21 protein-coding genes are annotated in these 26,183 nt (G+C 39.5%); 10 read left to right on the top strand and 11 right to left on the bottom strand.

What is annotated here, in order from left to right:
• Positions 1-153: 153 nt before the first annotated feature.
• Both rpoC and F994_RS11495 read left to right on the top strand, forming a co-directional pair.
• Complete coding sequence (gene rpoC, locus F994_RS11500; protein ID WP_004650650.1) at positions 154-4,344, top strand: DNA-directed RNA polymerase subunit beta'; 4,191 nt, start codon at positions 154-156, stop codon at positions 4,342-4,344.
• 336 nt (positions 4,345-4,680) lie between these two features.
• Entirely contained in the window at positions 4,681-6,099 is a 1,419-nt protein-coding gene (locus F994_RS11495; protein WP_228128050.1) for a hypothetical protein, read from the top strand.
• 152 nt (positions 6,100-6,251) lie between these two features.
• On the opposite strand, the gene F994_RS11490 is transcribed toward F994_RS11495, so the two are convergent.
• Entirely contained in the window at positions 6,252-7,118 is an 867-nt protein-coding gene (locus F994_RS11490; RefSeq protein WP_004650647.1) for an alpha/beta hydrolase, read from the bottom strand.
• A gap of 260 nt (positions 7,119-7,378) precedes the next feature.
• Between F994_RS11490 and F994_RS11485 the strand changes: the two genes are divergently transcribed.
• From F994_RS11485 to htpG, 6 genes are all read left to right on the top strand, one after another.
• Entirely contained in the window at positions 7,379-7,738 is a 360-nt protein-coding gene (locus F994_RS11485) for a hypothetical protein (RefSeq protein WP_004650646.1), read from the top strand.
• Positions 7,739-8,059: 321 nt separating this feature from the next.
• On the top strand, positions 8,060-8,929 hold the full coding sequence (locus tag F994_RS11480; protein WP_004650645.1) for an alpha/beta fold hydrolase: 870 nt from the start codon (positions 8,060-8,062) through the stop codon (positions 8,927-8,929).
• A 130-nt stretch (positions 8,930-9,059) separates the two neighbouring features.
• Positions 9,060-10,472, top strand: coding sequence for a Na+/H+ antiporter family protein (locus F994_RS11475; RefSeq protein WP_004650644.1), 1,413 nt, complete (start codon positions 9,060-9,062; stop codon positions 10,470-10,472).
• Between the two features lie 312 nt (positions 10,473-10,784).
• Positions 10,785-11,384, top strand: a complete 600-nt coding sequence (locus tag F994_RS11470) for an OmpW/AlkL family protein (protein ID WP_004650643.1) — start codon at positions 10,785-10,787, stop codon at positions 11,382-11,384.
• Positions 11,385-11,552: 168 nt separating this feature from the next.
• The gene (locus F994_RS11465; RefSeq protein ID WP_004650642.1) at positions 11,553-11,897 is read left to right on the top strand and encodes a lysozyme inhibitor LprI family protein; all 345 of its coding nucleotides are present in this window, start codon (positions 11,553-11,555) and stop codon (positions 11,895-11,897) included.
• Positions 11,898-11,989: 92 nt separating this feature from the next.
• The gene (gene htpG, locus F994_RS11460) at positions 11,990-13,909 is read left to right on the top strand and encodes a molecular chaperone HtpG (protein WP_004650641.1); all 1,920 of its coding nucleotides are present in this window, start codon (positions 11,990-11,992) and stop codon (positions 13,907-13,909) included.
• Positions 13,910-13,975: 66 nt separating this feature from the next.
• Here the strand turns inward: htpG and F994_RS17395 are convergent.
• From F994_RS17395 to F994_RS11425, 6 genes are all read right to left on the bottom strand, one after another.
• Positions 13,976-15,363 (bottom strand): IS3 family transposase gene (locus tag F994_RS17395; RefSeq protein ID WP_407636542.1). Its coding sequence is split into 2 segments (ribosomal slippage): positions 13,976-14,848 and positions 14,851-15,363, totalling 1,386 coding nucleotides; the frame shifts between segments, so codons are not numbered across the junction.
• Positions 15,364-15,463: 100 nt separating this feature from the next.
• Positions 15,464-16,579, bottom strand: a complete 1,116-nt coding sequence (locus F994_RS11445; protein ID WP_034697162.1) for a hypothetical protein — start codon at positions 16,577-16,579, stop codon at positions 15,464-15,466.
• A gap of 92 nt (positions 16,580-16,671) precedes the next feature.
• On the bottom strand, positions 16,672-18,159 hold the full coding sequence (locus F994_RS11440) for a hypothetical protein (RefSeq protein WP_004650636.1): 1,488 nt from the start codon (positions 18,157-18,159) through the stop codon (positions 16,672-16,674).
• A gap of 10 nt (positions 18,160-18,169) precedes the next feature.
• Positions 18,170-18,349, bottom strand: coding sequence for a hypothetical protein (locus tag F994_RS11435; RefSeq protein WP_004650635.1), 180 nt, complete (start codon positions 18,347-18,349; stop codon positions 18,170-18,172).
• Between the two features lie 700 nt (positions 18,350-19,049).
• Entirely contained in the window at positions 19,050-19,238 is a 189-nt protein-coding gene (locus F994_RS11430) for a hypothetical protein (protein WP_228128049.1), read from the bottom strand.
• 224 nt (positions 19,239-19,462) lie between these two features.
• Positions 19,463-19,678: a hypothetical protein gene (locus tag F994_RS11425; RefSeq protein WP_004650633.1), complete on the bottom strand. Its 216-nt coding sequence runs from the start codon at positions 19,676-19,678 to the stop codon at positions 19,463-19,465.
• 240 nt (positions 19,679-19,918) lie between these two features.
• Between F994_RS11425 and F994_RS11420 the strand changes: the two genes are divergently transcribed.
• Positions 19,919-20,119, top strand: coding sequence for a dodecin family protein (locus tag F994_RS11420; RefSeq protein ID WP_004650632.1), 201 nt, complete (start codon positions 19,919-19,921; stop codon positions 20,117-20,119).
• Between the two features lie 83 nt (positions 20,120-20,202).
• Here F994_RS11420 and F994_RS11415 read toward each other — a convergent pair whose 3' ends face one another.
• Positions 20,203-20,904, bottom strand: coding sequence for a DsbA family oxidoreductase (locus tag F994_RS11415; protein ID WP_004650631.1), 702 nt, complete (start codon positions 20,902-20,904; stop codon positions 20,203-20,205).
• Positions 20,905-21,084: 180 nt separating this feature from the next.
• Between F994_RS11415 and F994_RS11410 the strand changes: the two genes are divergently transcribed.
• Entirely contained in the window at positions 21,085-21,834 is a 750-nt protein-coding gene (locus F994_RS11410) for a hypothetical protein (protein WP_004650630.1), read from the top strand.
• Between the two features lie 148 nt (positions 21,835-21,982).
• On the opposite strand, the gene F994_RS11405 is transcribed toward F994_RS11410, so the two are convergent.
• From F994_RS11405 to ompR, 3 genes are all read right to left on the bottom strand, one after another.
• Positions 21,983-23,500 (bottom strand): acetyl-CoA hydrolase/transferase family protein, encoded by a 1,518-nt coding sequence (locus tag F994_RS11405; protein ID WP_004650629.1) that lies wholly within the window; start codon positions 23,498-23,500, stop codon positions 21,983-21,985.
• A gap of 204 nt (positions 23,501-23,704) precedes the next feature.
• Complete coding sequence (locus F994_RS11400; RefSeq protein ID WP_004650627.1) at positions 23,705-25,165, bottom strand: ATP-binding protein; 1,461 nt, start codon at positions 25,163-25,165, stop codon at positions 23,705-23,707.
• 231 nt (positions 25,166-25,396) lie between these two features.
• Complete coding sequence (gene ompR, locus F994_RS11395) at positions 25,397-26,161, bottom strand: osmolarity response regulator transcription factor OmpR (RefSeq protein WP_004650626.1); 765 nt, start codon at positions 26,159-26,161, stop codon at positions 25,397-25,399.
• Positions 26,162-26,183: the final 22 nt, after the last annotated feature.

The following is a 26,183-nucleotide window of genomic DNA, read 5'->3' as shown; positions in this document are numbered from 1 at the left end:
ATCTCCCCCGACCCCTCTTTAAGAAAGAGGGGAGAAGTCCCTCTTTACTCAGGGGGATTTAGGGGGATTTTTTGAGATTCCCTATTCAGTTAAAAAACAATATTTGTGACCCAGCCGGGAAGCGAAAATCTTTTCGGCACACGGAGAAAAAAATTGAAAGACTTGCTCGATATCATGCGCAAAAAGACGGATTCAGACGGTCATGCTCCAGTAGAGTTTGATCGCATCCGTATTGGTCTTGCGTCACCAGAAATGATTAAGTCATGGTCTCACGGTGAAGTTAAAAAGCCAGAAACCATTAACTATCGTACGTTCAAACCAGAACGTGATGGTTTATTCTGTGCCAAAATTTTTGGTCCAGTAAAAGATTACGAATGCTTGTGTGGTAAATACAAGCGTATGAAATACAAAGGCGTCATTTGTGAAAAATGTGGCGTTGAAGTAACCACTGCTAAAGTACGTCGTGAGCGCATGGGTCATATTGATCTAGCTTCACCAGTGGCGCACATTTGGTTCTTGAAATCATTACCATCCCGTATTGGTCTTCTTTTAGACATGACTTTACGTGATATCGAACGTGTATTGTATTTCGAATCATACGTTGTCACTGATCCGGGTATGACTCCGATGGAGAAATACCAACTTCTAAACGATGAAGAATACTTCACCGCGTTAGAAGAACACGGTGATGAATTCAGCGCGAAAATGGGTGCAGAAGCGATTCAAGATTTGTTGAAAGACATCGATCTTGAAAACGAAATTTCGCGTCTTCGTGAAGAAATTCCACAAACAACGTCTGAGACCAAGCTTAAAAAAGCCTCTAAACGTTTGAAGTTGATGGAAGCATTCAAAGAGTCGAACAACAAACCAGAATGGATGGTGTTGACTGTATTACCAGTTCTTCCACCAGATCTTCGTCCGTTGGTTCCACTTGAAGGTGGCCGTTTCGCGACGTCTGACTTGAATGATCTTTACCGTCGTGTGATTAACCGTAACAACCGTTTAAAACGTCTTCTTGACCTTTCAGCGCCAGACATCATCGTACGTAACGAAAAACGTATGTTGCAAGAGTCTGTCGATGCATTGCTGGATAACGGTCGTCGTGGTCGCGCAATTACAGGTTCGAACAAACGTCCGCTTAAATCTTTGGCCGATATGATCAAAGGTAAGCAAGGTCGTTTCCGTCAAAACTTATTGGGTAAACGTGTCGACTATTCAGGTCGTTCGGTTATTACTGTAGGTCCGACTTTACGTTTGCACCAATGTGGTCTTCCAAAGAAAATGGCACTTGAATTATTCAAACCATTTATTTTTGCGAAACTACAAGCTTCAGGTCAAGCAACTACCATTAAAGCTGCGAAGAAAATGGTTGAGCGCGAAACGCCAGAAGTTTGGGACGTTCTTGCTCATGTGATTCGTCAACATCCAGTGATGTTGAACCGTGCGCCAACGCTTCACCGTTTGGGTCTTCAAGCATTTGAACCGACCTTGATTGAAGGTAAAGCGATCCGTCTTCACCCGCTCGTATGTGCTGCGTTCAACGCCGACTTCGACGGTGACCAAATGGCGGTACACGTACCATTAACACTTGAAGCTCAGTTAGAAGCTCGTGCGTTAATGATGTCGACCAACAACATCTTGTCTCCAGCGAACGGTGAGCCAATCATCGTACCATCTCAGGACGTGGTGTTGGGCTTGTATTACATCACGCGTGATGCAATCAATGCCAAAGGTGAAGGCATGGTGTTTGCGGATACTGATGAAGTAAACCGTGCGCTTGCTACAGGTCAGGTGAACTTACACGCTCGTGTAAAAGCACGTGTACATCAAACTGTAATTGATGAAGATGGTAATCGTGAAGATCAAACGATTATTGTAGACACTACGCCAGGTCGTTGTTTGCTTTGGGAAGTTGTTCCTAAAGGTATGGACTTCCAGCAAATTAACCTTGAGATGAATAAAAAGAACATCTCGAAGTTAATTAACTCGTGCTACCGTAAGTTGGGTCTTAAAGATACCGTGATCTTTGCGGATCAATTGATGTACTTGGGCTTCCGTCAAGCGACGCGTTCAGGTGTATCTGTTGGTATGGAAGATATGCTTATTCCACCAACGAAATATACGATTATCGAAAAAGCAGAAACTGAAGTTCGTGAAATTGAACAACAGTTTGAACAAGGTTTCGTAACTGCTGGTGAACGTTATAACAAAGTGGTCGATATTTGGGCGCGTACCAATGACCAAGTTGCGAAAGCGATGATGGACAACTTGTCTTTCACGACTGTTAAAAACAAACAGGGTGAAGATGAGAAGCAAAAATCATTCAACAGTATCTACATGATGTCTGACTCTGGTGCCCGTGGTTCGGCAGCTCAGATTCGTCAGCTTGCAGGTATGCGTGGTTTGATGGCGAAACCAGATGGTTCGATCATTGAAACCCCAATTAAAGCCAACTTCCGTGAAGGTTTGACGGTACTTCAGTACTTCATTTCAACACATGGTGCACGTAAAGGTTTGGCCGATACAGCACTTAAAACTGCGAACTCTGGTTACTTGACGCGTCGTCTTGTAGACGTTGCGCAGGATTTGGTCATCAATGAACCTGATTGCGGTACTTTAAGCGGCCTAGTGATGACTCCATTCATTCAAGGTGGCGATGTAATCGAAAACTTGGGTGCACGAGTTCTGGGTCGTGTGGTTGCTGAAGATGTGAAACGTGCTGGTTCTGACGACGTTATTCTTCCACGTAACACGCTTATTGACGAAAAACTTGCTGCCTTCATTGAAGAAGCGGGTGTCGATGAAGTTAAAGTACGCTCAGTGGTTTCTTGTGAATCGACTTTCGGTGTATGTGCGAAATGTTATGGTCGTGACCTTGCACGTGGTCATCAGGTAAATCCTGGTGAGTCTGTCGGTGTTATGGCTGCACAATCAATTGGTGAACCGGGTACCCAGTTAACCATGCGTACATTCCACGTGGGTGGTGCTGCAAGCCGAACTTCTGCTGCAAACAGTGTTCAAGTACGTAACAAAGGTACTGTACGTTTCCATAACGTGAAAACTGTACAACATGCCAAAGGTCACTTGGTATCAACGTCTCGTTCAGGTGAAATTGGTATTGCCGATGACTTAGGTCGTGAACGCGAACGTTACAAAATCCCATATGGTGCGTCGATCATCTTGAAAGATGGCGAAGCAGTCGCAGCGGGTGGTATCGTTGCAACTTGGGATCCGCATACACATCCATTGGTAACTGAAGTTGCTGGTAAAGTACGTTTCAGCCAAATTGCTGATGGCGTAACCGTGACATCGAAAACTGATGATGCAACAGGTATGACGACAATTGAAATCTTACCAGTGACTTCACGTCCTGCGTCAGGTAAAGATATGCGTCCTGCGGTTGTATTGGATACCACTGATGGTGGCGAACAGTTCTACTTCTTGCCACAAAACACCATTCTTTCTGTTCGTGATGGCGAAACAATTGGTGTCGGTGACGTTATTGGTCGTGTACCACAAGAAACTTCACGTACGCGTGACATTACCGGTGGTCTACCGCGTGTAGCTGACTTGTTCGAAGCACGTAAACCGAAAGAACATGCAATCTTGGCTGAAATTTCAGGTGTTGTAAGCTTCGGTAAAGAGACCAAAGGTAAAAACCGTTTAGTGATTACACCAGATGACGGCTCTGAAATTTATGAAGAGTTGATTCCGAAATGGCGTACCATTAACGTGTATGAAGGTGAGCATGTGAACCGTGGTGAAACCGTTTCTGACGGCCCACAAAACCCACATGACATCTTACGTCTGAAAGGCGAAGTGGCGTTAACGAACTACATCGTGAATGAAGTTCAGGACGTTTACCGTCTGCAAGGTGTAAAAATCAACGATAAGCACATTGAAGTCATCGTACGTCAAATGTTGCGTAAAGTTGAAATCACGGATGGTGGTGATACCAGCTTCATTAAAGGCGAACAAGTGGATTACATCCGCATGGTTGCTGAAAACCAAGCTGTACTTGCTCAGAACAAGTTCCCTGCGAAGTATGAACGTCAATTGATGGGTATTACTAAAGCATCGCTTTCTACTGACTCGTTCATCTCTGCTGCATCGTTCCAGGAAACAACACGTGTGTTAACTGAAGCGGCTGTAACAGGTAAAGAAGATGATTTACGTGGCCTGAAAGAAAACGTTGTTGTGGGTCGTTTGATTCCAGCGGGTACAGGTCTTGCGTATCATTTAGAACGTCGTCGTCAAGAAGCTGAAGCTGCTGAACACGAACTTGTAAATGACTTTAGCGATGTAGACCAAGCATTAAGCCAAGCATTTAACCAAGAATTTTAATTTAGAAGTTAAATAATTAAAGAAAGACGCCTTAGGGCGTCTTTTTTTATATACTTGAAAAATAATATTTAATTTGGAGGAGTTATGGATTTTAAAATATTAATTGATAATGCGAATGATCTAGCCACAAAAAATGACTTAGATGGTGCAGTAGAAAAATTTTTATAAATTCAGAATATACTTAAAAATAATGATGATGAAATCTGGTTTCTTCAACAAACATATTTCTATTTGGGGTCGCTGTATGAGCAAATTGGATATCATGATAAAGCTATAGAAACTTATAAAGCTGGAATGAATAGCAGATTCGATCTCTTTAGTATATATGCATGTACTTTGAACTTAGCAGCTATAGTTAAAGATAGAAATAATGTAGAAGAAGCGATCAATCTATATAAAACTATTAGACGAAAAGAAAGCTCAGAACTAATTTATGCTTATGCTCAAATTGAATTAGGTAATATTTATGCTAAGACGAGTAATGTTAAGGCTTTAAAATACTTTTATAAAGTAAAAATAGGGGATGATTTAAAAACATACACAGATGCTCAATATAAAATTTCTATGCTTTCTAATGATATTCAAGAATGTTTGGATGCATTGGACTGTATTCCGGAGTATAGTGATTTTTATTCTTATGCAAAATATTATTTAAAAATATTCAAAAAGATAAATGGGTTGGAAGATTTAAATAATAAAAGCATCATCTTAAAATTTGCTCAAAATATAAGTGATATTATGGAGGAGCTTTTTATTTCTTCTGATTATGAGAAATCTATAGCGCATTACACAAATTTAACAGTTTCCAAATTACTTTTAGCTACATCTAGAAATTATAGTTCAGGTATTTATGAGCAGAAATTGTGCTTGCGCTTAAATACTATTAACTTAATGAATGACCCAGAAGAGGGTTTGTTAGTAAATGATTTATTATATTTAAATAATAAGATAAAAACTCAAGATTTGGCATTTATATCTTGTTTTACGCTACATCATGACTCTTTAAATCAATTTAGACTATATTCAAAGGAATTTCAACAAGAAGCCTTTGGAGTAAGTTTAATATTGGGTAAAAATTTTTTTGCGAAGAAGCATGATACCTCAAGTTTATATAAGGATACTAAAGAGGGGCTAGATATTAATTTAAAAAATAAGGAATCCAGTCTTAGCAGTGGAATTACAGAATTACCTTTATATCGTTGTATTTATTTTGATCCGACATCAGGCTTAATGAAAGTTGCCCAACGGGAAGAATGGAGTTTCCGTAGGGAATTTAAATTAAAGAATAAGTGTAAGTGGTTTGATTCGAATGAAGGTGCTGATAGAAAGTGGGAAGATTATAAAATGAAAATAGATAGTATAGAGAATAGTATAAAAATTAAAATGAAAAATTTAACAAATTTTATAGAATATTTAAATACTAAAGAAATGGATAGTTATAGTGGAAAATTATTAGCCGAAATTCTTTTACCTTTACGTTATTTGATAAAAAATATGGCATTTAAGGAGGAACAAGAATGCCGAATTGTATATGTTACGCAAATGGATAATCCTTTAATTCAATATGATGAAAAAATTAATCGTATTTATATTGATTATGCACCATCAGTCATGGAGCATTTAGAAAAAATCTATATCGCCCCTAAAGCAAAAGATGAAAAAATGGTTTTTGAATATCTTTGCTCGCGTGGGCAAGAAATACGTAAAGGTAAGGAAGCAGTAAAAGTCAAAATTTCACAAAATCCATTTCGTTAAAGAAAATCATCGACGCCTTCGGGCGTCTTTTTTTATGCGCTGAAATTGGAGAGCCTATTCTAGAGTTTGAGGCGATATTGAATGAATCTTTTAAAAATAGGCTCTGAATTGCTGCGCAAAGAATATGCATGTTTAATGAAATCACATTCGGCTTATTCAATCATAAATGAATGGGTCTGTATAAATTGATTTACCGCTTGAGTATATGGATTATTTTTTCCGAGTGATTTATTGATCTCAAGATGTGAAAGTGGAAGAGGCAATAACTGGGCTTTCGTACCTAATTTTTGTGCGTGTTGAATAAATTGCTGTGCCTGCGTACAAGGTTGGTCTGGTCGAGTTGTTGAACAAACCGCGAGAAATGCAGGTAGCGCTTGGTGGAGTTGGGATATAGGAGAAAGCGCTTTCCAGTTTGATGGCTGATCACTAAAGGCTTGATCATAAAAACGTGAATGTCGATTTTGCATAATTTTTTCGACATGATAAGCGGCACTGTCTAAAGCTACCGTAGCACGCCAAGGCTGGGGCTGTGATGTTAGCCAAAGAGGGCGTGTTGTGAGCAGGCTGACTAAATGTGCGCCTGCTGAATGCCCCATGAGAACCAGCCGTTTTGAGTCAGCATGCCAATTTGGGGCTTGGTTTTGGATATAAATGAGTGCTTCTGCAATATCTTGGGTTTGTTGTTGTAATGTCGCCTCAGGAACTAATCTATAGTTGATAGAAATAAAAACCCAACCTTGTTTGCTCCAATAATCCACCTTATTTTTGACTACAGCAGCCTTATTTTTATCACCTATTGTCCAAGCTCCGCCATGTACCATTACGATTAATGGTGCTGGCGTTTTATCTGTTAAAGGTTGGGTCGGGAAATAGACATCCATCACTTGTTGGGCATGAGGCCCATAAGCAATATTTTTTAAAGCTTTAGTTTTGCTGAGTAGATGCGTAGCAAAATCATTGGAATATGCTGATGGATTGAAGCAAAATAATATAAATATCGACAAAAGCAGTTTTTTCATTCTGATTATCCTTCACGTTTAAGCACGACAGCGTTTCAAAATTTTTGTTATCAGATCAGGGATCAATTGCAATCCTTTAACTGCTTTTTGGATGTTTGGCTGGAACAGTTAAGGCTTTATTGATTGCATTGATCTTTTGGTGTTTTAATTAAAATCGGATTACAAAATGAAAAGAATGCACGCATGGCAATTACATAATCTGATCATTTGGTACAGAAAATAAGATTAGGCTTTAATTATAAAGTAGAGGAGTCGTAGAGATGAAAAAATCAATCGGTTTAATTTCTGCTGTGATGCTGTCTACGATTATGTTTACAGGCTGTGAAAATATGTCAGCCAATGAACAGCGTATTGGTGCAGCAGCACTGGGTGGTGCCGTGGGTGGTGGTGTAGGGAACAAAGTCGGTGGCGGTGTTGGTGCCGCGCTTGGTGGTGGTGCGGGGGCTGCTGTCGGCAGTAAAACCCAAGGTGGTTCTAACCGGAATGCAACTTATAGTGGTGTCGGTGGGGCAATTGGTTCTGCTGTAGGTAAAAGTGTCATTGGCGGAAATGCAGGTGCTGCGATTGGTGGCGCTATTGGCGGTGGTGCAGGAGCGGCCATTGAACAGAAAAAACGCTAATGACATATTTTCAATGAGATAAAAGTGCTTGTTGATCAGGCACTTTTTTTATGCGTTTTGCCTGTTAAAAGCATTTTTACGCGCAGAGCATCGTTCCTCAATTTATGTCATCAACTGCAATATTTGCCCTGTGAGATGAGGTGTTGGAGCTGAATAAGAAATTTAGAGCGAACAGGAATTGTCTGTAGTTTTGTTAAAAGGCCGATTTGGGTCAATTGTTTTTTTCTCGCCTAAGACCATACTAGAATAAAATTTGTACGGCAGCATGGATTTCGTTGTCTAACTGTTGCAATAAATTGCCAATAACAAGAAAGGAATAACATGGAAGCGCAGACTCAATGGGTGTATACCCAAGACCAACAACGTCTTTATGTGAAAACATGGGGCAGTGATGACAAACCAGCCTTAGTCTTGGTACATGGTTATCCTGATAATCAAGATGTGTGGGAGCTGATTATTCAGCAATTGAAGCAAGATTTTTATATTATTACCTATGATGTACGTGGAGCAGGGCAGTCTTCTATTCCAAGCCGTATTCGTGATTATCGTTTAGAACAGCTATCTCTAGATTTAGAAAGTGTGGTCAATGATGTATTAAAAGACCGACCTTTTCATTTGGCTGCACATGATTGGGGGGCGATCCAGTCTTGGGAGTCTGTCACCGAAGCGAAATTTAAGACCCGAATTTTATCTTATAGTACGATTTCAGGTCCTTGTTTAGATCACGCGGCTTTTGCAATGCGCAATCAATTTAAACAGCACAAAGGAAAATTTTTTAAGCAATTAACTAAATCTTGGTATATTGCCGTTTTTCAATTGCCCTTGCTGGCACCGACAGTTTGGAATTTTTTTACGCCGAACAAATGGGCTAAAGTACTGGAGCAGTTGGAACGTCAAAAAGACTTGCCTTTAAATCACAATATCGCCTTAGATGGGAAACATGGCATCGGCTTATATCGGGCTAATTTTATTCCACGTTTAACGCAGCCTCGGCAGCGTTTTGCTGTGTGCCCAGTACAAGCAATCGTGCTACAGCGAGATCATTTTGTTAGCCCTGAATTGATTGATGAAATGCCAAAATGGGCAGAACAATTTCAGCGGGTGGAAATTGATGCCAATCATTGGGCCGTTTTAAGTCAGCCGAAATTGGTCGCAGATTATATTCGTAGCTTTGCCTTGGAACGGATTTAAAAGGCTGTAATTTTTATTTAATCATATGAATTTTATATAAAAAATTGCTGTCGGATAAAAGTGATCAATTTTTAGTTTCAATGATTTGAATCTGCTAAAATGTCGGCTTTTCATCTTCCTTAAAATTTCCATGAATGCAGTAGTAATTGCGATTGCCGTGATGTTTATTCTATCACTGGCACGAGTTTCTGTCGTTTTGACTTTGGTCATTTCAGCGATTATTGGTGGCTTGGTTGCAGGACTAAGTTTGTCAGATACCGTAACTGCATTTAATGCAGGTTTGGGTGATGGAGCAGAAGTTGCCCTTGCTTATGCGGTCTTGGGTGCTTTTGCTTTAGCTTTGTCAAAATCGGGTTTGCCTGATCTTTTAGCGTATAAGTTAATTGGCTTATTGGGTGCTGAAGCGTCGCATCAAAGAGCTAAAAAAGTAAAGTATTTACTTCTCACTATTTTATTAATTGCCGCAATTTGTTCGCAAAACCTTATTCCTGTACATATTGCCTTTATTCCAGTTTTGGTTCCTCCCTTATTAAGAGTGATGAATCATATGAATTTAGACCGTCGTGCGGCTGCATGCGTAATGACCATGGGATTGGTCGGAACGTATATTTTTCTGCCCGTCGGTTTTGGTGCCATTTTCCTTGATCAAATTTTGATGGGTAATATCAATAAAATTGGTGCTGCTTACGATTTACATGTCGATCGTTGGATGATGCCAATGGGTATGGCGATACCTGTGATCGGGATGTTAATTGGTACTTTAGTTGCGGTATTCGTCAGCTATCGTAAACCGCGTCATTATATTGATCGTACAGTCGCACGTGTGACCACGATTGATTTAGATAAGCCGATTCGTGCAACTGAAGTGAACTTTGAAGCAGATGCAAAAGAATTACAGCAAGAAGCTGAAAAAGCACCCGTAATTGCCAAGAAAACCATTTTTATGGCATTGCTCGCAATTGTTTTAACTTTGATTGCACAATTGTACTCAGGTTCAATGATTTTGGGTGGATTGGTTGGTTTTGCTGTTTTATCGGGCGCTGGGATTTTTAAATGGCAAGAAGCCGATGATGTTTTTGTGCAAGGTATGCGCATGATGGCATTGGTTGGCTTTATCATGATTTCAGCTGCTGGTTTTGCTTCAGTGATGACCCATACCGGTGATATTACGAGTTTGGTAAATGGGGTGGTGCATTTAATTGGTGACAATAAAGCTTTAGCTGCATTTCTAATGCTGTTTATTGGTTTGTTTGTGACCATTGGCATTGGTTCATCATTTTCAAGTGTGCCTGTTTTAGCTGTGATTTATGTCCCGCTTTGCGTGCAATTTGGTTTCTCTCCCTTGGCGACTGTGGCACTGATTGGTACAGCGGCAGCGCTGGGTGATGCAGGTTCACCCGCATCGGATTCAACCTTGGGTCCTACAGCCGGTTTAGGTGTTGATGGTCAGCATGATCATATTTGGGATACGGTTGTGCCAACATTTATCCATTTTAATATTCCATTATTGGTATTTGGATGGATTGCGGCAATGGTACTTTAACTGAAAATGATATTTTAATTTATTTGAATTTACATCTAATATTAATAGATGTATTTTAAATGAATATTTAAATGAATTATTATAATAAAACCAAGCCCCATACTCGGAATATAATAAATTAATCTGATTAACTTGGTTGGTGTTAAAACCAACCAAGCTGGTCTGATTAAAATAAATATCAATTATTATCAATAACTTAAAAATAAATAAAATTATTATTAATTAACAACTATTGCATATTAATTACACCCATGTTTATTATTAATTAATGTTTGAATTTTCTTGTTATTATTCTTCCGTAGGTTATTAAAAATGTTAAAACAAGCTACTTTTATTGTATTATTGGGGTTGTCTGCTTCAGCGATGGCTGGTGATTGGCAAGTTAAAGTTGGTGCTTCTGCAATTGCTCCAACGAGTGATACCAATTTAAATGGTATTGGTGTTGTAAAAGCGGATAGTGAATTGGCTTTTACCCCATCTGTTGAGTATTTCTTTAACGATAACTTCTCTGCTGAACTATTATTAGCGGCACCAATTAGTCATGATGTTGCAATTAATGGTGCGAATGCAGTTAAAATTAAACATTTACCACCAACCATTACAGCGAAATATAACTTTAAAAACTCAACTGGTTTTACGCCGTATATTGGTATAGGTGGTACAGCATTTATTGCTTGGGATGAAGAAACAACGGGGCCATTGGCAGGTACAAGCGTTAAAGTGAAAGAAGACTTTGGTTTTGCAGGTCAGATTGGTTTTAACTTCCAACCTGCTGATGCAAAAAACTGGGGCGTATTTGCAGACATTCGTTATGCACAATTAAGTCCAGAAGTAGAAGTAAAAAATGTCACTACATTTGATTTAGACATTGATCCTGTGATTTATACCCTTGGTTATAGCTACAAATTCTAATGTTTAGAATTTGAGTTAGCCTTAAAAAACCCATCTTTTGATGGGTTTTTTTAATTGCACTAAAGTACGAGAGTAAACTACTGTAATTCAGTAAAAAGGTCTTATTTAATGACAGGCTTGTTGCTAAAGTAACAGCAGAAAGATAATCAAATAAAAAGGCAGAAAAAAATGAAAATATGGAAATGTGCTGCTTTATTTTTATGTAGTGTTTTTAGCGTTACGACTTACGCAGCCAGTTTTAATTGTGACAAAGCGCGAACCCAGACGGAACACGCAGTCTGTGAATATCGGGTGGTCAATGATGCCGATGTAAAAATGGCCACAACCTATAATATTATTAAGCGCTTAGTGCCTATGGGAACACGGGGCATGATTCAGGATGAACAAGTCAAGTGGTTACAGTTACGAGACCAATGTGGCGATTCTAGTCGTTGTTTAAGTGAAGTGTATAAGATGCGCCAGCAAAAACTGGATATGTATATGGATCGTGTTTATAAACAAGGTCCTTTTTAAGAAAAATTTATCGGGCGCTATTGAAAATTGCTCTAGTCACTCCAATTCATTAAGCATTCGATAAAAGTGTTTAATGAATTTAAGGAATGATGATGACCGAACAAAGTGCAAAAAAACACAGTTTCCAAGCTGAAGTTGCCCAGCTTCTACATTTAGTGACGCATTCACTGTATTCCAATCCTGAAATTTTCTTACGTGAACTGATTTCCAATGCTTCAGATGCATGTGATAAGTTACGTTTTGAAGGGATTAACCATCCTGAATATTATGAAAATGACCCTGATCTACATGTTCGGGTTAGTTTGGATAAAGTGCATAAGACCATCACCATTTCAGACAATGGCATTGGCTTAACGCAACAAGAAGCGATTGATCACCTTGGGACGATTGCGAAATCGGGGACTAAAGACTTTATGTCTAAATTGTCGGGTGATCAAAAAGCCGATGCGCAATTGATTGGTCAGTTTGGTGTCGGTTTTTATTCAGGTTTTATTGTTGCTGAGAAAATTACCGTTGAATCTCGTCATGCGGGTGTAGATGCTGCCGAAGCTGTGCGTTGGATCAGTGCGGGTACAGGTGATTTCGAAGTTGAACAGATCAACAAGGCTTCACGTGGAACAGACATCATTTTACATTTGCGTGATGATGCGTTGGATTATTTAGAATCATCTAAAGTGAAACAGATTATCAATAAATATTCTGACCACATTAGCTTGCCGATTGAAATGCAAAAAGAAGTTTGGCAAGAAGAAGCGGTTGCCGAAGGTGAAACAGCTCAAGGCGGTCAGATGGTCAAGACGGATGAGTGGGAAGCGATTAACTCAGCTAGTGCTCTTTGGACGCGCAATAAAAATGAGATCACTGACGAGCAGTACGTTGAGTTCTATAAGAACTTAAGCCATGACTTTGAAGCACCACTGGCATGGGCGCATAATCGCGTGGAAGGCAGTACTGAATATACCCAGTTGCTTTATGTGCCAAGCAAAGCCGCACATAATATTTTCACCCGTGAAGCAAAAGCGGGGATCAAACTGTATGTCAAACGTGTCTTCATTCTGGATGAAGCGGACAATTTAATTCCGAATTATTTACGTTTTGTACAGGGTGTGGTGGATAGTGCCGACCTGCCACTCAACGTCAGTCGTGAACTGTTGCAAGAAAGTCGTGATGTAAAAACCATACGCGAAGGCAATACGCGCCGTATTTTGACCATGCTGGATGCTTTGGCCAAGTCGGAAGATGAACAAGATCAAGAAAAATTCAAACAGTTTTATGCTGAATTTGGTTCAGTGATAAAAGAAGGTTTGGGTGAAGACTTTGGAAATCGTGAGCGGATTTTAAAACTTCTTCGTTTCTCGACCTCGAACAATGATGACATTTCAACATCATTGGCAGATTACAAAGCACGTATGAAAGAAGGGCAAAAAGCCATTTATTATGTGACTGCCGACAGTTTAAGTGCAGCGAAAAACTCACCACAACTTGAACTGTTCAAGAAAAAAGACATTGAAGTACTGTTGATGGCTGATCGTGTCGATGAGTGGGCGATGGAGTTCGTCAATGAATTCGATGGCACAGCAATGCAGAACGTATCCAAGGGTGCTGTTGACTTAGGCGATTTGCAGGATGCCGAAGAGAAGAAAGCACTGGAAGCTGCGGCTGAACAATTCAAGCCTGTGGTCGATAAACTGTCTGATGCTTTAAAAACCAAAACCAAAGAAGTTCGTGTCACGACACGTTTGGTTGACTCTCCTGCATGTCTAGTCACCAGTGAAGGTGAGCTTTCTCCACAGCTGGTTCGTATGTTGAAACAAGCCGGCCAAGCCATTCCTGAAAGTAAACCGACTCTGGAAATTAACCCAGAACATCCATTGGTGAAGAAACTGGAAAGCTCGAACCAATTTGATGATTTGGCCCATGTGATTTTCGATCAAGCGGTGATTGCAGAAGGTGGTTTACCTGATGATCCTGCTGAATATGTCAAACGTATTAACAGCCTACTGTTGAAATAACTGAGATTTTCATTCTCAAAATAAAAAACCTCCTTCTGAACTGCACCCCGAAAGTTGGACAGTTAATTAAGCGGCTTTTAAGGACTGAGTTCTGTACTGTACGGGACTCAGTCCTTTTAATTTAACCTTGATTCTTTCATGGTTGTAATAGTGGATATATTCTTTCACGGTTTGCTCTAATTCATCAATTGAATTAAATTGCTCTCCATAGAAACATTCCGATTTAAGTATTCCAAAGAAGCTTTCCATAGAGGCATTGTCTAAACAATTCCCCTTACGTGACATGCTTTGGATTAGCCCTCGTTCTGCTAACTGTTGCTGGTAAAATCTCATTTGATATTGCCAATCTTGATCAGAATGGATAATTGGTTTCTCATTTATGTTGAGTTTATCTATAACCTCTTTAAGCATATCTTTGACCAATCTGAATATTGGTCTACGTTCCATTTGAAATGCAATGATTTCGCCATTAAATAAGTCCATGATAGGCGACAGGTAAAGTTTCTCGCCACGAACATTGAACTCTGTTACATCTGTAACCCACTTCTGGTTGGGCTGATTTGATTCAAATTGACGTTGTAATACATTGTCTGCAACTCGACCTACTTGCCCCCTATAAGAACGATATTTCGCTATTCTGATGCGTGATTTTAGCTTCATGGACTGCATAAGCTTTTGAACACACTTATGGTTAATCACTAATCCCATGTTTTTTAAGGCAAGTGTAATCCTACGATACCCATATCGCCCTTTATGTTGGTGATAGATCGCCTTGATTTGCTGTTTAAGGTCACTATATTTATCAGCAAGCTTAGATTGATTGTTATGATAAAAGTACGTGCTTCGAGCCATTTGTGATGCGCGTAATAAGTACTTTAATTTATAGCTTTGCCTTAATTCAGATACAAGTCTTGCAAATGCTGCTGCTCGGCAGCTTCCTTTGCTTCTTGCTCCAACCTTAAGGCTCTCAGCTTTTTTAGAAATGCGTTCTTTGCACGTAGATATGCTAATTCTTCAAGTAGCTGCTCTTGTGTTTTATCATGACCTTCTTGGGAGGGTTTAGCTCTTAGTCTCTTAGGCTTTGGCATTTGTTTGGAGCGTCCTTTGGGCTTAGATTTTAATCCATCTATACCGTGCTCTCTGTATTGACGCAACCATAGAGAAAGAGTCCCTTTCTCTCTCAATTTAAAAAATATTAATGCTTCAATCAACGACAGCCCATCGTTGATTATTTTAAGAACGACTTTATGTTTGAATTTCACAGAGTAGGAAATCCGTTTAGTCTGGTATTTAAGACCATCGGCACCTTGAGTTTGATATACAGCAGTCCATTGTCGAACAGTTCCTTGATCTAATCCAAATTTATGAGCTGTCTTTCTAAACCCATCATCGTTGTCATTAGATAAGTAATTTTGAACAACTTCGAGTTTAAATTCTTGAGAATATTTAGTCATAAAAAGCACCCTCCAAATTAGACTAAAAGTGTCCAACTTTCGGGGTGCAGTTCATTCGGGAGGTTTTTTTATTCACCAACATTGTGGTTCATTCACTCAATTAGAATAAGGCTTCGAAACGGATTGAGGTGCTAATGAAATGACTACGGTCATCACGATGATCGTTCATATAATTTAAATTCCCTTGCACATAAAACCATTCACGCCATAACGGTTGCCGCCAAGAAATGAAAGGCCCCCAACTATTTAAACGTAAATCTTTATTGTTTAAAAAACCACCGGTATAAATGCCATAACTAAAGCTATTTTCATGGAAAAATTGGTGTTGTCTAAACAGACTATTATCCCAAGTTAAATCATCATCTTGATTGTCAGAATAAGTGAGATTCAGTTGATTCGACAGGAAAGCTTGATTTGGGCGCGCATGAGTCAGCTCGAGATTCGTTCTTAAATAATTTTTACTATCAATGCCATAACGATAAATTTGTTCAGCATGAAAACTAAAATCATTTTCTAATTTCCAATCTTTAGAGGCTTTTAGGCGCAAATAAATATCATCGCCTGAACGTAGTCCCAAATCTAAATCTGTTTTAAAAGGGATGTACTTAGAAAACTCTGACCAACGTAAGGCAAAAGAGCTGTTATTTTCTCGAGTTTGTTGCCGGTCTAGGGTTTTGTCATTGCTGTTGCCTGGGTTTTCATTGGTAATAGCAACATTATTGTCCAGTTCATTGTCTAAGGAATCATCCCCGAAAACCAAACTGAGTTGACGTTCTAAAGTGGGAAGTTTAATTCTGCCCCGAATACGCGGTTTAATTTCATAACCATCATATTTATTCCAACTGTTATCCACGATCACGCGTAATGTTGCAGATGCTGGTTTTTCTGGATCTGTCTCGCCAAACCAATTGTCAATTTTATTTGACGTATCATCTGCCCAGTTTCGAATTTGAAATTGTTTACGGTCTACCCACGTCCGATCTGCGGTTTCGAAGATAGGGCGCACCATCAGTTCATCTGACTGCTGCGGTAAAAATGTCGGTACGGCATCAATCCAACTGGGCAGTTGATACAGCAAATTGAAGTTTTCATCCGTTGCGGGTAAAGGCCAGTTTTTTTGCTCCGTTACAGATTCTGCGATTGTTGCCCAAGTCGAGTTATACGCCAGCCCCGATAAGAAGATGAATAAAAGTGGTTTTGATAAATTTATTTTAATGTGTGGCATATCCTTGCTCTTCTATTTTTGATCATTGAATAGTCTTGTAAAAAATGCGACTAAAAAGCAAGCGTTTGCTACAAAAATAGAACCTAATCTGAAATATGTTTTTGAATGGCTTTATATAATTGATGGCAGTCGATTGGGGACGCTAACTGGGTCAGAATGGTTTGGATCAGTTGCCAACTGACGCCTTGATGACGGTCTAATAATAAATAAGGATAAGCCGCTTCAGTTCGTGACAGATTCAGGCGGTTTTGTCCATGAATCAGACGAATTTTATGCCGCTCTTTTAATAACAAGAGCGGGGTCTGGATGTCCGCTGGGCGTTCCTCAAATTGAATAAATTTTTGCGTTTGGATTAGTTGTGCAGGAATAAAAGGGGTGCAACCTTCAATATTCCAAATTAACGTGGCTTTTTGGCTATAGCTATCAAATAGAGTCTCCAGCTGCGTCAAACTGTTCTGTAGATAAGGCCAAAAAATCTCTTTAATCGCAGCGGGTTGATGTTGATATGGATCAGTAAATAAATGGATTAAGCGAATTGCTTGCAGTTGATTTTCTGTACCCAATAACACCAAATATTTAATAAAGCGACCTTGAGGATTGATTTGCTCAGCGAGATAAATCGGCAATTGCTGCCAACGCTGTAAATTGGGGCCATACAATAATAAATCTGTATGTTGTGAGATTTCAGGCGAGTCGAGTATTTCTAAGCGATATAACGCTTGCTCCGGTTTATTACCCTCATAAAGAGGCTGAATATGTGCAATATGTTGGCCGAGTGCTAAAGTTTTTGGAATAGAGTTTTGCGTCAAATTTTCAGCTAAATTCGTTTCTTGAATGCTTAAATGTACCGATACAGGCATGTCTTTTGGATGATGATTCAATAGGGATGGCTGTTCTAAATGGAGAACTGCATGGCTTTCATTTTGCTGTACAAGTGAATCCATGACCATGGTTTGCGGCTGAGGATCAAGCATGACAGGGGATTGATCAATGCCATCAGGTGTATCTGGCTGATTCTGTTCTGCTGCGATATGCATAGACGGCTTTAAATTTTTCTCAGTCTCAGCCCATACTTTCACCCGTTGATGCTCTAAAAGGGCTTGCTGTTTTAATTCATGGTCAGTTTGTAAACAGCTATAGATCTGTTGTTGTGCCAGCATCCAGTGATAGATCTCTTCTAAATCCCCCCATTCACTGACCAAGGCCGTTCTGTTTGCGCTTGGAATTAACCAAATTTGCCAACCTTTTTCAGCATCATACAAAATAGCCCAACCCGCATTCGCATTTTCATAGAGCGCTTTTTCTAAAATAGTGTCCTGTAGAAATACGCCACGAAAAGACAGTTTATACAGGGTATTCGCAGCGAAATCACAGGCTGCTTTTTCCGGTTGAGTATGGGATTTAAATTTCAAAATTTGTTTTTTGAAAATGGGTTCATCACATAAGCCAAAAATTTCTGTTAAACGTGATTTTGATTTTGCAATTTCAAAGAAAGATAACGATCGGTGCTCTAATCCATCAATTAAGAGGTTTAATTCTTTGATCAGCAGTGCTTTTTCTAAGGCATTCATCAACTGACCTCTAAAGATGTATTTGTGCTTTTTCGAGATAACTTGCCAAGACAATATTGATGGCCAGTTCAAGTAATTTATATTCAGCAGACATCGGTTTAGGGTAGCGTTCAGCAAGCACAATCAACTGCTCAATATTGATGGCTTGAGGAGGAATCTTACCTTGAATCAGTGCTTGAAGTTCTTGCATAAGAAAACGGTTTCATTCGATGAAATGATGAAGTTCATGCTTTTGATTATATGGATTTAAAAATAAAAATCATGCAAAAAATTGTCATATTTTGAGAGTTTATAGACATAAAAAACAAAAATTGTAAATTTTGAATAATAAATATTCGATTTTGAGCTTAGCTAAAGAGAAGAAATGCTGACTATGAGGTGAATTGTTTGATGTCACAGGTCGTGAATCGGGTGAATTGGAGTAATGCCAGTCAGTTAAGGAGTTTGTAATAAATTCCTTAACTTTTTAGTTCTTCACAGCGGAGTCTTATATATTTAAATCAGATACTTTGAGCTCATCTATTACTTTGGATAAGCCCAAATGAGAAACTCAAAATATATTTTGAGTTCGCAAGAAAGACATCTTGCGGCGCAGTGTGCCTCACCGCAAAACTCGTCAAATCCCTTTTATTGATTAATAAATCGCAGAAACTGTACTTTTCCAAAATAGTTTTGCCTCGAACAGCTGCGGATGACATTTCCGCGTATCGAATAACATCATGAATTTAAAAAATAAAATTCTAGGTAATTTCTTAACTGACTGGTATTAGTTGATTAGATCGGCTTTCGAGATTTTGATGGATGTACTTTTCAAACAGCAGAGTTTTGATGCAGAAATAAAAAAACAGACCCATTACCTCAAGTCTGTTTTTTGAAAAAAATAGCTGTTTTTAAGCGGCTTTTTTAGCTTCAGATGTTCCTTGAGCCACAGCTTTAGCAGCAGGTACGTTTTGCTCTGCATTCACTGTTTCAACCGCTTTTTTAACAGGAAAATCGGGGATAAAAACAATTTGCGCAGATGCATTTACAGAAATAGCCAAAACAGCGACAGCCAAAAGCGATTTAATGACGTTCATCATGATGTCCTTTAAGGAGAGAAGATGTCCAAATAAGATGGACCAAAGGGAGAAAGTATAAAAATTAGACTTCATGTGAGTAATAACAAAAAGTGATCAAATTGGCTAAGAAATGGAATGGAAAAAGATGAATGGTGAGTTTAAATTATTATATAAATCATATATTTGGAGTTTTTGCTCTAAGACAGGTTGTGTATTAACAAGCTGTCTTAACTGGTTTAAAAATATCAGTTTTTATGGCATTTGTTGTGACATTTTTTCTCGTAAATTTTACCAGAAATACCGCCAATAATAGCGCCACTCAAAGTGCCAAATAGGGATAATATGCTACCAGCAACGGCACCAATCAATACGCCTTTTACCGTAGGTGAAAAACGTGATTTTGAGCATGAGTGATGTTCAGGGGGGGAATCAACAGCAGGATTTTGAGCTTCAGTGTCCATATTGACCTCTTTTAAGTTGCATGATTTAGAACTTAAATGTTCCAGATATTAGACTAGCGAATTGTTGGTGCCTGTGTGTCCAAGCCTTGTATAGATACGTTGTATTTTGTAAGACTCGTGGAATAAAACCTTGTATTGTTTCTCTCTGTAAGTTTTTGCGCTGTAATGTTAAAGTTAAATATTTTGTCTAAAAAATAGCCTAGTATCGGACTTCAAAAGAATAAAATTTGAGGTTCCAAAATGGCCATCGCTAAAGTTGTGGAAGTTAATTCGAGTAGTCAAAAGAGTTTTGAAGATGCCATTCAAACAGGAATTAGCAAGGTGACGGAAACGGTAAAAAATGTACAAGGTGCTTGGATTAATGAGCAAAAAGTGATTATTCAGGACAATAAAATTACCGAATATCGAGTTAATTTGAAAATTAGTTTTTTGGTCGACTAGATGGATCAATCAGAGCATAAAAAATCCCCGAATTCGGGGATTTTTTATGATTAGTCATCTCAATCTAGATCAAAAAAATAGCATTATTTTTCTGGAAGATCACAGGCATCATCTTTACAAACAGCTGCATCTTCAGCAGCAATAGGGGCTTGTTCTGGTGCTGCTAAAGCTTTCTCAAAGACTTGTAAAAAGACTTCGCGCGGTTGTGCACCGGCTAAAGCAATGCGTTGATCAAAGACAAAGAAAGGCACACCCGTGACTTTTAATTGATCATGAGCGACTTCTTCATCAAATTTAACAAAGTCTGCATATTCTTCTGAATCTAATACATCTTCGACTTCAACAGGATTGAGTCCAATCCGTGCAGCGACGTCTTCAATTGTTTCACGTTCACCAATTGATAAACCTTGCGTCATATAGCTATAGAAAAAGGCTTCTTTGGCTTCTGAGCCTAAACCTTTGCTTTGCGCTAAATGAATAATACGATGTGCATTGAAGGTATTCCCTGAGTTGGCATTTTCCCAATTAAATTGGATTCCTTCCTCAGCAGCCATAGCGGCAATATTGCGTTGCATATCTTCAACATCGGCAACTGTGCGTCCGTATTTTTGCGCGAGGCGTTCAGAATTTGAAACTTCCTGACGAGTGGGTGCTTCTGGATCAAGTTCATAACTGTGCCAATGAACTTCAAGTTCTACACCCGCTTGTTTAGCTGCCGCTTCCAAACGTTTTTTACCAATATAACAAAATGGGCAAACCACATCTGACCAAATATCTACGCGCATGAGCAATCTCTTCTCTTTTCTTGCCTACATTGATGGGGGTTGCTTGTAAAATTTAAAGCATGAAAATTGAATTAAAAGATTATTTGGCACCAAAAACTGGCCGTATTTTAGCTGAATAAATAACCAGTTGTATTCTGAATCGCGTTATCATATTGAAAAGTCAGTCTAAGGGAGTCTCGTATGCCAAAGATTTTTTTAATCTTAGCGTTAGCGACATGTACCGTATTTGGTTGGATGTTTTATCAGTATTCGGTACAACAAGACGAGTTAAGCCAAATTAAAGACTATCAAACGGTATTGTATGAAAAAGCCGAACTCATTTATCAGCAAGCCCAAGATTGGTCGAAACCGATCGATATCAATGTGTCGGATAATCATTTGCAGGGCGATTATAAGGTGATGGCAGACTTTGTCCTGAGCGATATGATTCAAAATGCTGAAGCAAGAAATCAGTATTTACGTGAACTCAAAGCGCTGCATTGGGATCAGTTTTTAAATATTGATCGTTTAGAGAAAGATCGGAAACAGAATTTTATCGAAACCGAACAGATGTTAAAACAAGTGCATCTTTTGACGGCCCAGTATCAACAACAAACCCAGCAACGTGAAGAAGATACTTTAGATCGGGCGAAGCATTTGTCGATTAAAGCCAATTTGAGACATCAGTTGGCAGATAGCTTACGTGAAAGTCGGGACAGTGATCAAACCCATGCTTTATTTGCATTAGAGTTGCAGATCTTAAGCAAAGCCGATGCTGTGTTTGAGGTTTTGAAAAACAATAAATGGCAGAAAAACAAGCAGACGTTTATGTTTTATGAAGATCAACCCTTAAAGCAATTTAATGCTTTATATGCAGAGATAGTGCAGTTGAATGCAGAAATAGAAAAAATTAAAAAGCAAAATCGTAAAGCGATTGAACAGCGTTTATAGCATTTGAATTCGCTATGATCTGGAATAGAGAGCTTGGTTGAATTGAATCATCGAGGATCGAGATAGGAAATCATGTGCTTTAAACGTGAATTTCAGCCATAAAAAAAGCGTACCGAAGTACGCTTTTTATACGAATTAATGATACTGCTTAAGCAATTTTAGCTTCTGGCTGAGCAACAAGCATTTGACCTTGCTCTTCAAAGTTAACATGCCATGACAATGCTTCACGAAGAAGGTGAGGCGTATGTCCGCCTTTTGCACAAGAACGATCAAAGTAGTCATTCAACGCATCACGGTACATTGGGTGTGCACAGTTATCAATAATCGCACGAGCACGTTCGCGTGGTGCTAAACCGCGTAAATCGGCAAGACCTTGCTCAGTCACAAGAATATCGACATCATGTTCAGAGTGATCGATATGCGAAGCCATTGGTACGATTGAAGAGATGTCGCCACCTTTTGCAATCGACTTGGTCACAAAAATAGCCAAGTGAGCATTACGCGCGAAGTCACCTGAACCGCCAATACCGTTCATCATTTTAGTCCCGCAAACGTGAGTTGAGTTTACGTTGCCGTAAATATCAAATTCGAGTGCAGTGTTAATGCCGATAATACCTAAACGACGCACCAATTCAGGGTGGTTCGAAATTTCTTGTGGGCGAAGCACCAATTTGTCTTTATATGCGTCAAGGTTGTTAAACACTTTTTCGCCATATTTAGCAGAAAGTGTAATTGAGCTACCTGAGGCAAATTTCATTTTACCCGCATCGATTAATTCGAAAGTACAGTCTTGAAGTACTTCAGAATACATCACTAAATCTTCAAAGTTTGAATCTTTAAGACCCGTCAATACTGCATTAGCAATAGAACCGATACCCGCTTGTAATGGACCTAAATCTTTCGGTAAACGACCAGCAGCAACTTCTTGTTCGAAGAAATTGATCAAGTGGTTGGCAATACCTTGAGTTTCATCGTCTGGTTCAGTCACAGTAGATGGAGAATCATGGTATTCATTGTTAATCACGATACCGACAATTTTAGATGGATCAATATTGATGGCATGCGTACCAATACGTTCATCGACCTGAGTTAAAGGAATCGCTTGACGTGTTGGACGATAGCTTGGGATATAAATATCGTGTAGACCTTCAAAAGCAGGGCTTAAGTTGGTATTGATTTCGACAATCACTTTTTCAGCAAAAATGGCAAAGCTTGCAGAGTTACCCACTGAAGTGGTTGGAATAATACCGCCATCTTCGGTAATTGCGATCGCTTCAATGATGGCAACATCAGGTTTTTTAAGCTGAAGGTTACGCATTTGTTCAACTGTTTCAGACAAATGCTGGTCGATGAACATTACTTCGCCGTTGTTGATGGCTTTACGTAAAGTATTGTCGACTTGGAATGGTAAACGACGAGCAAGTACACCAGCTTCAGTCAATTGTTTGTCTAGGTCATTACCCAAACTTGCACCGGTAATTAACGTGATTTTTAAAGGATTTTCCTTTGCTTGTTTTACAAGTGCTAAAGGTACAGCTTTTGCTTCACCTGCACGAGTAAAACCACTCATACCTACAGTCATACCATCTTGGATAAAAGTAGCAGCTTGTTCTGCGCTCATGACTTTGTCATGAAGTGACGCTAAACGAATACGATCTAAAGACATGGTTTAAGCTCAATTCTTGTTCGAAACTGGGTAGATTGTACCGTCCTAAAAACAAATTGTGCATGCCTGTTAGGCTAAGGTCTAATTTTTTGAAAAAATGTGGGTATAACAATTTTTGATGATTTTTAATTGATTGATTTTAATGAGCTAAAAATCAACAGCTGCACAGCGAAATAAAACTGTTTGTTGTTTATTTAACCAGTACTAAAAGCGTTCACTGAATGTTTGTTTAATTTTTCCTAATGTCGTGCTGTGAATATTGTCCTCAATTTTCTCTTGAACAATCGGTAAAGAGATTAGGGCTTCTAACCCCCCTTCAGGACGATTATGCAGTGTGAGTTGCCCTTGGTGAATGTCAACAATACGTTTAACAATGGCTAAACCTAAACCACTGCCTTGTACGGTACGGGCTTCATTTCCTCGGACAAAGGGCTGCATTAAGTCTTCAATTTGATCCTCAGGAATCCCTTCACCATGGTCTGCAACACTAATAAAAATATGATCATTTTCAACTTTTGCTGACAATTCAATGGGTTCAGCGCCATAGCGTTTAGAGTTATTAATTAAGTTGCCAATCAGGCGTTTCAGCGAGAGACTTCGGGCTTGAATCACAGGAATATCTTCAGCTTTGAAACGAATATCTAAAGGTTTGAACTGCACCACTAATTCTTGTAACAACATATTAATGTCGGTGTCTTGTATTTCCTCATCTGAACCATCGCGCATGTAGGAGATAAACTGATTCAGAATGGCATCCATATCCTCGACATCATAAATTAAACCTTCTTTAAGAAAGTCGTCATCAGGCATCATTTCTGCACTTAAGCGAATGCGGGTTAAGGGTGTGCGTAAGTCATGGGAAATGCCGGCCAGCATAATCCGGCGGTCGCGTTCAGCCTGATCTAAGGTATAGATCATATGATTAAAGGCTTGATTCACCTCGCGGATTTCTTGTGGCCCATGATTGGTTTCAAGATAAGGTGCCGAACCAGTTTTACTATAATTATTGGCGGCATTTTGCAAACGACGTAAAGGGCGGTTGAGCTGGCGCACCAGCGTTAAAATGATGGCTGCTGCAATCAATGGTACGCCCAGCAACCAACCAAAGACCAGTTCAGGGCTATAGTTGGCATAGGTTTTCAATGGTTCACGCACCCAGTGTCCATTCATTTCAGGGGTCTGAATCCAAATACGGGGACTGGGTTTAAATTGGAAATAGACCGTCACATTTTCAACTTTGAGTTCTTTGGCCAGCTTTTTTTCAATTTGATTGGTAAAAAACTCAGCAATGACTTTGTCGCGAACGCTGGGATATTCTTTGGGGTCGGTGATGTATTCAATACCAACACGATTTTTTAACCAAGTGTCGACATCGACTTCAGCATCATTATGGAAAATGCGTAAATCGGGATTGTTAATGATTTCGAGTTCAACGCCCAGATATCGGGCATGTTGTTGAATTTCTGGAAGGTAGAGGGTGCGCCAAAAGAACCACAACGACATAAATAAACTGAAAAATACAATGAATAACACCAGCACGGTGGTACGCATTGCAGCCGAACGGGGCTTGATTTTGTCCAAAAAACGTTCTGAACGCGTCCGTTTCTTTTCTGAATACGCTTCGTAATCGGTAAATTTCTGTGGGTCGATGGGTTCGAGTTTCACATCTGATTCCTATGCTGAATCTGAAGTATTTTATTTGTTGAATTTTGAAGGAGTCTTACCGAATTAATTTTAATGGTAGGAGCTCGTATTGTTCTTTTAAAAAAGAACCAAAAACTTTGCCATTCGCTGAACTCGCGCACTTCAATGCGAGCCTTTAATTGAGGGTTAGCTCAAACAGCAGCGAATGGCGTTAAGGGACAAATATATGGTTCATATTGTCAGATTTTTTTCTTATTCCGCGCCATCTGGAACAAAGACATAGCCGACGCCCCAAACAGTTTGGATATAGCGCGCACGGGCTGGGTTTTCTTCAACCAAACGACGTAAACGTGACACCTGTACGTCAATTGAGCGCTCCATTGCACCCCATTCACGACCACGCGCTAAATTCATTAATTTGTCACGGGTAAGCGGTTCACGTGGATGTTGTACTAAGGCTTTAAGTACAGCGAATTCACCCGTGGTTAACGTCACCACTTGACCTTCACGCGTCAGGGTACGTGTGGATAAATCCAGTGACCATGGACCAAAACTGACCACTTCCATATGTTGGCTCGGCGCACCCGGAACTTCGCGAACTTGGCGGCGAAGTACGGCACGAATACGTGCTAACAATTCATTTGGATTAAAGGGTTTTGGCAAGTAGTCATCTGCACCGGCTTCAAGTCCTGCAATACGATCAGAATCACTGCCACGTGCAGTCAGCATAATGATAGGGGTGTCGATGTTCGATTGACGTAAACGACGACAAATACTCAGACCATCTTCAACCGGAAGCATGAAATCGAGCACGATGAGGGAGAAAAGTTCACGCTGTAACAAACGATCCATTTGTGTTGCATCGTGTGCCGTTTTCACTACGAAGCCTTTATCTTCCAGAAAGCGCTGTAATAACGTACGCAATCGCACATCATCATCTACAACGAGAATGCGTTCGACGCGATCAGTTTCGGTGTGTACTGGATCTGTTTTTTCAGCAGGTACAACTAAACTCATGATGTGCTCCTTTATTCTTTAT

Source organism: Acinetobacter bohemicus ANC 3994 (assembly GCF_000367925.1).
Lineage (GTDB): Bacteria > Pseudomonadota > Gammaproteobacteria > Pseudomonadales > Moraxellaceae > Acinetobacter > Acinetobacter bohemicus.
Note: the sequence above shows the minus strand (reverse complement) of the source record. Positions and strands in the feature narration are given on the sequence as shown.

Excerpts from the sequence above, each read along its gene's own strand:
- F994_RS11425 (WP_004650633.1), bottom strand. The coding sequence starts at position 19,678 with ATGGACACTGAAGCTCAAAATCCTGCTGTTGATTCCCCCCCTGAACAT.
- F994_RS11485 (WP_004650646.1), top strand. The coding sequence starts at position 7,379 with ATGAAAAAATCAATCGGTTTAATTTCTGCTGTGATGCTGTCTACGATT.
- F994_RS11465 (WP_004650642.1), top strand. The coding sequence starts at position 11,553 with ATGAAAATATGGAAATGTGCTGCTTTATTTTTATGTAGTGTTTTTAGC.
- F994_RS11440 (WP_004650636.1), bottom strand. The coding sequence starts at position 18,159 with ATGAATGCCTTAGAAAAAGCACTGCTGATCAAAGAATTAAACCTCTTA.
- F994_RS11480 (WP_004650645.1), top strand. The coding sequence starts at position 8,060 with ATGGAAGCGCAGACTCAATGGGTGTATACCCAAGACCAACAACGTCTT.
- F994_RS11415 (WP_004650631.1), bottom strand. The coding sequence starts at position 20,904 with ATGCGCGTAGATATTTGGTCAGATGTGGTTTGCCCATTTTGTTATATT.
- F994_RS11475 (WP_004650644.1), top strand. The coding sequence starts at position 9,060 with ATGAATGCAGTAGTAATTGCGATTGCCGTGATGTTTATTCTATCACTG.
- F994_RS11430 (WP_228128049.1), bottom strand. The coding sequence starts at position 19,238 with ATGATGAACGTCATTAAATCGCTTTTGGCTGTCGCTGTTTTGGCTATT.
- F994_RS11410 (WP_004650630.1), top strand. The coding sequence starts at position 21,085 with ATGCCAAAGATTTTTTTAATCTTAGCGTTAGCGACATGTACCGTATTT.
- F994_RS11435 (WP_004650635.1), bottom strand. The coding sequence starts at position 18,349 with ATGCAAGAACTTCAAGCACTGATTCAAGGTAAGATTCCTCCTCAAGCC.
- F994_RS11420 (WP_004650632.1), top strand. The coding sequence starts at position 19,919 with ATGGCCATCGCTAAAGTTGTGGAAGTTAATTCGAGTAGTCAAAAGAGT.
- F994_RS11490 (WP_004650647.1), bottom strand. The coding sequence starts at position 7,118 with ATGAAAAAACTGCTTTTGTCGATATTTATATTATTTTGCTTCAATCCA.
- F994_RS11470 (WP_004650643.1), top strand. The coding sequence starts at position 10,785 with ATGTTAAAACAAGCTACTTTTATTGTATTATTGGGGTTGTCTGCTTCA.
- ompR (WP_004650626.1), bottom strand. The coding sequence starts at position 26,161 with ATGAGTTTAGTTGTACCTGCTGAAAAAACAGATCCAGTACACACCGAA.
- F994_RS11405 (WP_004650629.1), bottom strand. The coding sequence starts at position 23,500 with ATGTCTTTAGATCGTATTCGTTTAGCGTCACTTCATGACAAAGTCATG.
- htpG (WP_004650641.1), top strand. The coding sequence starts at position 11,990 with ATGACCGAACAAAGTGCAAAAAAACACAGTTTCCAAGCTGAAGTTGCC.